Source organism: Massilia sp. CCM 8734 (assembly GCF_011682155.1).
Classification (GTDB): Bacteria; Pseudomonadota; Gammaproteobacteria; order Burkholderiales; family Burkholderiaceae_D; genus Telluria_A; species Telluria_A rubra.
In genome coordinates this window covers 1-5,454 of the sequence record NZ_WHJI01000096.1, presented here as the reverse complement: position 1 = coordinate 5,454, position 5,454 = coordinate 1, and the positions used below count along the sequence as shown (strand labels likewise).

The window sequence follows — 5,454 nt, the reverse complement described above, 5'->3', positions numbered from 1 at the left end:
TCAGTATCGATTTAACCGGCGCTTCGATTTGTCGACCATCTTGACGCGCCTCTTGTACGCTGCTGTCGCCACGGGCAACCGAACCGAAGCGTGGTGTCGGTTAGCTGAAGATCAGCGCTAATCACCTTAATTAATGCGAATCCTAACATGGCGCAGATGGCTGGTTGTGCGTGAATGAAATATTTGAGCGAATCGGTTCTTAATATCGCTTTTCCAGCTGGCAATGTTGTAAAGTATCACTAAGAATTTTTGTGCACAGACGCGTTGCTACCTTGGAGAACTAAATGCAAATCCAGCATGTCGAAGTTGGAAATTTTCGGAAACTTCAGGCTGTACGTATAGATTTTGCCGAGGAAACTACCGTGTTTGTCGGCGCTAATAACAGTGGTAAGACGGCGGCAATGGTTGCGTTGCGGCGATTTTTGGTGGATCGAGGGGATTTCTCGATCAACGACTTTACTCTTACGCACTGGCTCAAGATCGATAGCGCTGGCGTTGAATGGGAAAACGCGAAGGCTGAAGATAAGCCAGAGATTTTTGACTGGGGTGGAGTAGTTCCTTTCATTGATGTGTGGCTCAATGTACCAATGCATGAGCTGCACTACGTGCAAAAGTTGTTGCCTTCCCTCGACTGGAATGGCGAGAGTATCGGAGTCAGGTTGCGCTTCGAGCCGAAAGAGGCTTCAGCGCTTCGGCAAGACTATCTAATTGCAAAAAACGCAGCAGCAGCGGTGATGTCGCAAGCGAACGACGCATTAACGTCCGAGCCCACGACCGGAGGCGACCTCACCAGCGCCGATTCGGTTGCAGCAGCGCCAGGTGTTTCCCCGTTCACACTTTGGCCTCGTTCATTAGTCGATTTCTTGTCAAGACGAATGCGGTCCTCGTTTGAAGTGCGCGCTTACCTACTAGACCCAGCTAAACTCGTCATCCCGAAGAATGGCATCGCGGCTCCGCAAGACCTACCTGTCGGCAGCGTTCCTGTAGAGGGAGATCCATTTCGTGGCCTCATTCGAATTGATGAGATTAGTGCGCAACGGGGATTTGGATTTTCGTCGTTGGGCAGATCACGCAGCGATCCCGTGGTAGATGAATTGGACGATAAGGGTGGAAGTAGGAAACTTTCCAGCCAACTACGGGCGTACTACACCCAACATCTTGACCCTTTCGATACACCAGAGCCGAAGGATATTCAGGCGCTGCAAGCGTTGCATAATGCCCAAACCGCATTTGGAGCGCGACTTGCGGACAGCTTTGCAGCGGCCCTCAAAGAGTTGGATGAACTTGGCTATCCCGGGGTTACTGATCCGAAACTTACCTTGGCTACCAATGTCAGGCCTATCGACAGTTTGAATCATAATTCCGCTGTGCAGTATGAAATCCCAACTAACTTGGCAGGTGCAGCAAAGGCACACAAACTTCCTGAAGAATCCAATGGACTTGGATATCAGAACTTAGTATCGATCGTCTTCGCGTTGATGAGTTTTCGGGATAAATGGATGATGGTTGGAAAGGCGAGTTTTGCTACGTCGCCGGACGATAATCATGTGCCACCGCTTCATCTAGTATTGATCGAAGAACCAGAGGCGCATTTACATGCGCAAGTCCAACAGGTCTTTATCAAGCAAGCATATGATGTGCTTCGTAAGCACGACAAGCTAAAGGGATCGAAAGACCTTAGAACACAGCTGGTCGTTAGCACTCACTCGAGCCATCTCGCACATGCGGCTGATTTCGCATCATTGAGATACTTTAGGAGGCTACCAGCACTGTCAGTGGTCGGCGCAGTGCCTGTTTCTTCAGTCGTGAATTTGTCCGAGGTTTTTGGCGGAGAGGGCCCAACTGAACGCTTTGTAAAGCGCTACTTAAAGGCGACGCACTGTGATCTCTTTTTTGCTGATGGCGCCATTTTAGTGGAAGGGCCCGCCGAGCGAATTTTGGTACCGCACCTAATTGATTCACGCGAAGAGTACGCCTATCTCCGGCGCTGCTACGTTACGTGGCTGGAAATCGGCGGTAGCCACGCGCACCGGCTAAGGCCTCTCATTGAACACCTCGGTCTAAATACTCTGATTATTACAGACATAGACGCTAAGGACTCTGCGACCGGCAAGAATGCTGCGCCGAAGCGTGCAACTGGGCAGGAGACCCGAAATGAAACGATCAAGACGTGGGTGCCGAAGCAGGATTCTCTAGATGCGGCTCTTGACGCGAAGGCCGACGAACTTGCAATTAATGATCCGTCAGGATACTCCATTCGAGTAGCCTATCAGCAGCCGCTTACCGTTACTTTCAAAAGTCCTATAGCTGCGGAAGCGTTAGCTTATACGTTTGAAGATGCGCTTCTTTACCAAAATATCGAACTCTTCAAAAAACTTCCTGGCGGCGGGCTCATTTCAGACTTCCGTACTGCGCTCGATAGTTCAACGGACCTAGCGCAACTTGCTCAGTCTGCCCGCTCCGCGCTGAAGGATGGCAGCAAAGCACAATTCTCTCTTGACCTATTGCTCAGTGAGGAAATCAAGGAGTTGAAAATGCCTGAATACATTCATACAGGACTGCTATGGCTCGCAATTCAGCTTAAGCGGAAAGAAGATATGGTGACCGGCAAGCCGCTAGAGGCTGCAGAATGAGTGCCGTCAATGAGGATCAAGGGGTCGACATAGATGCGCCAGCCGACGCTGAGATAACTAATTGCTTGAATTTGGCTTCATTGCGAAGTTTTTTCTTGTTCGCCGGGGCTGGATCAGGGAAAACGAGGTCGCTAGTAAATGCCCTCGTTCACGTGCAAAAAAACTTTGGCGATACCCTAAGAATGCGGGGGCAACGCGTGGGCGTTATCACCTTTACGAATGCCGCCAGTGACGAGATCAAGCGCCGGTTAAATTTTGATCCGCTGATCGATGTCAGCACGATCCATAGCTTCGCTTGGTCACTCATTGATGGACTCAACAATGATATTCGAGAGTGGTTGCGAGTTGAACTTGCCGATGACATCGTTCAACTGAATGTGGATGAAGCAAAAGGCCGGCAGGGTACAAAAGCTTCAGTCACTCGTCTGGGCAAGATCGTATCCAAGACAAAGCGCCTGGGGAATCTCAATAACATAACACGTTTCGTTTACAGCCCGACAGGCGACAATCATGGTCGAGATGCCTTGAACCACTCGGAGGTACTTCAACTAACTTCGCACTTCCTGAATTGCAAGCCAACGATGCAGAGCATTCTCGTGGGGCGCTACCCAATCCTGCTGATTGACGAAAGTCAGGATACTAATAAGCATCTGATCGATGCATTGTTTGCAGTTCAGAAAGAACAGAAGCAGCGGTTCGCTCTCGGTTTACTTGGCGATATGATGCAACGGATTTATAACGATGGCAAAGAGGGGTTGGGCAGGGATTTGCCGGCTGATTGGGCTACGCCTGGAAAAAAATTGAATCACCGTTGTCCCAAGCGTGTCGTCACACTGATTAATAAGGTGAGGAGCACGGCAGACACCCAGCAACAGCAGTCGCGAATTGATGCTGTTGAAGGAACCGTCCGTTTTTTTATCTTGCCCAGCGATACGCCGGAGAAATCTAAAGTCGAGCAAGCCATTGCCAATCATATGGCTGAGCTAACGGAGGACCAATCCTGGAGGGAGCAGAAGTCCTACAAGAGTCTTACATTAGAACATCGAATGGCAGCTTCTCGAATGGGCTTCTTGGACATGTTTGCGCCGCTCTACAGCGTCGAGAGTTGGCGTACTAGCTTCCTGGACGGAAAGCTCCCAATATCTCGGTTCTTCACTGAGGAGGTGCTACCACTTGTGACCGCGAAAGCAGCAGGAGATAACTTCACCGTGACCCGTCTCATGAAGGCCTGCTCGCCGCTCCTAACTCCAGACGCACTTCGCAATGCGGGCGATACAAAAGCGCACTTGAAGAATGTGTCGATGGCCATGGACACGCTCATGAAATTGTGGGATGCAGGGGGCAATCCATCTCTACTTGATGTTCTTCGCTGCATCGAAGCGCACAACCTTCTTGACGTCCCGGAAGTATTGAAGGCACATGCCTTAATGTCGCAGGCGCCTTCTGAGCGGGACGTTGAGGAAGAAGTTATGCTCGATTCCTCTGAGGATGAGCGCGACGTTGCAGTCACAGCTTTCCTGGCCGCCCCCTTCACCCAAGTCGAGCCATTCGCTACCTATATGTCTGGCGTGGCACATTTTGATACACATCAGGGCGTTAAGGGGTTGGAATTTGAACGCGTTATGGTAATCATGGACGATGAAGAGGCGCGGGGATTTAGCTTCAAATACGGAGACTTGTTTGGAGGAAAATCGACCGGCGATAAGACTGTGGAGAGTACGCGGAGATTGTTCTACGTAACGTGTAGTCGAGCTTGCAAGAGCTTGGCGTTGGTTGCTTACTCAACGGCTCCACAGCGGATTTATGACTTCGTAATAGCCGAGGGTTGGTTCGCGCCGGACGAGATCGTTCAAAAGGTTTGATGTAGTTGAAGCGAAATCGTCGTTCAAATAGCCGTGCCGGACGCAGCCCGTTGGTTCAGTAGGGCAGTCGCTAAACAGTCCTGCGCGCCGTCCCTATGCGGGCCTTGCGTGTTCGAGTTGCAGAACCGTTTGGGGTAGCGACAGCAAGCCGATGCATGCGGGATAGCCGTGCTCGGATGGCAGTCTTAAGTCATCAGGCGAGTCTCACGTCAGGCGCAGCGGTAAGCGGGCGTTGCACGAATTGACATTGCATCATCATATGTTTTACCGTATGCTATGTTTAAACATATGATTAAATTGGCTTATGATTTCCTTTGACCAAGAAGGCAGACTTTCGATCATGCTGACCCTTCTCACCTGGGAAGGTCGGCTCAACAATGCGCGTCTGCGCGCGCTCTTCGGCCTCAGTTCGATACGGGCGAGCGAATGGATCCGCGACTTTCGCGAACTTCATCCGCTATGGATGAGCTGGGAATCAAAGAGCAGGAGCCACATTGCGACCCCGGCTTTTTTTCGGGCGAAGTCGTCGATACATGTCGCTGACAGTATTTCGCGGTACGTTGTCCTGGTTGGGTTACCAGTGGCTAAACAAAACGTCGTTGGAGAGGACATTCTTTGGGCGGCCTATCCTGACCTGTACACGCCGCGTCCGCAATTTTTTTCTACGCTGCTGTTAGCCGTTCAAATGGGGCGCGCAGTTGACATCGAGTATCGATCGCTGACAACCCCTCGGCCGCACCGGAGAACAATCTCGCCGCATAGCCTGGTACGCGTTGGCAGGCGCTGGCATACCCGTGCGTACTGCCATTTGAAAGGGGAGTTCCGGGACTTCAGAGCCTCTTGCAAAACGTCGTGAGGCGACGCTAACGAGCCGAAACGGGCGCCTTGATGAGCACTTTTTCAAAGATTCGGGCCAGCCTGACGGCCTCGGCAAAGGCTATTCCTTCATTTCAGTCCAT

Annotated in this window: 3 protein-coding genes and 1 pseudogene; all 4 read left to right on the top strand. The window is 51.2% G+C overall.

Annotated features, from left to right (window positions below):
- A pseudogene (locus F2P46_RS35400) lies at positions 1-121 on the top strand (IS1595 family transposase); the annotation flags it as partial.
- 163 nt (positions 122-284) lie between these two features.
- Entirely contained in the window at positions 285-2,633 is a 2,349-nt protein-coding gene (locus F2P46_RS35395) for an AAA family ATPase (RefSeq protein ID WP_166899156.1), read from the top strand.
- The gene (locus F2P46_RS35390; RefSeq protein WP_166899154.1) at positions 2,630-4,495 is read left to right on the top strand and encodes a UvrD-helicase domain-containing protein; all 1,866 of its coding nucleotides are present in this window, start codon (positions 2,630-2,632) and stop codon (positions 4,493-4,495) included. The genes F2P46_RS35395 and F2P46_RS35390 overlap by 4 nt, the downstream gene beginning before the upstream one ends.
- Before the next feature lie 304 nt (positions 4,496-4,799).
- Positions 4,800-5,351, top strand: a complete 552-nt coding sequence (locus F2P46_RS38950) for a WYL domain-containing protein (RefSeq protein WP_368737993.1) — start codon at positions 4,800-4,802, stop codon at positions 5,349-5,351.
- Positions 5,352-5,454 lie beyond the last annotated feature (103 nt).

Coding starts and splice junctions, on each gene's coding strand:
- F2P46_RS35395 (WP_166899156.1), top strand. CDS start 285: ATGCAAATCCAGCATGTCGAAGTTGGAAATTTTCGGAAACTTCAGGCT.
- F2P46_RS35390 (WP_166899154.1), top strand. CDS start 2,630: ATGAGTGCCGTCAATGAGGATCAAGGGGTCGACATAGATGCGCCAGCC.
- F2P46_RS38950 (WP_368737993.1), top strand. CDS start 4,800: ATGATTTCCTTTGACCAAGAAGGCAGACTTTCGATCATGCTGACCCTT.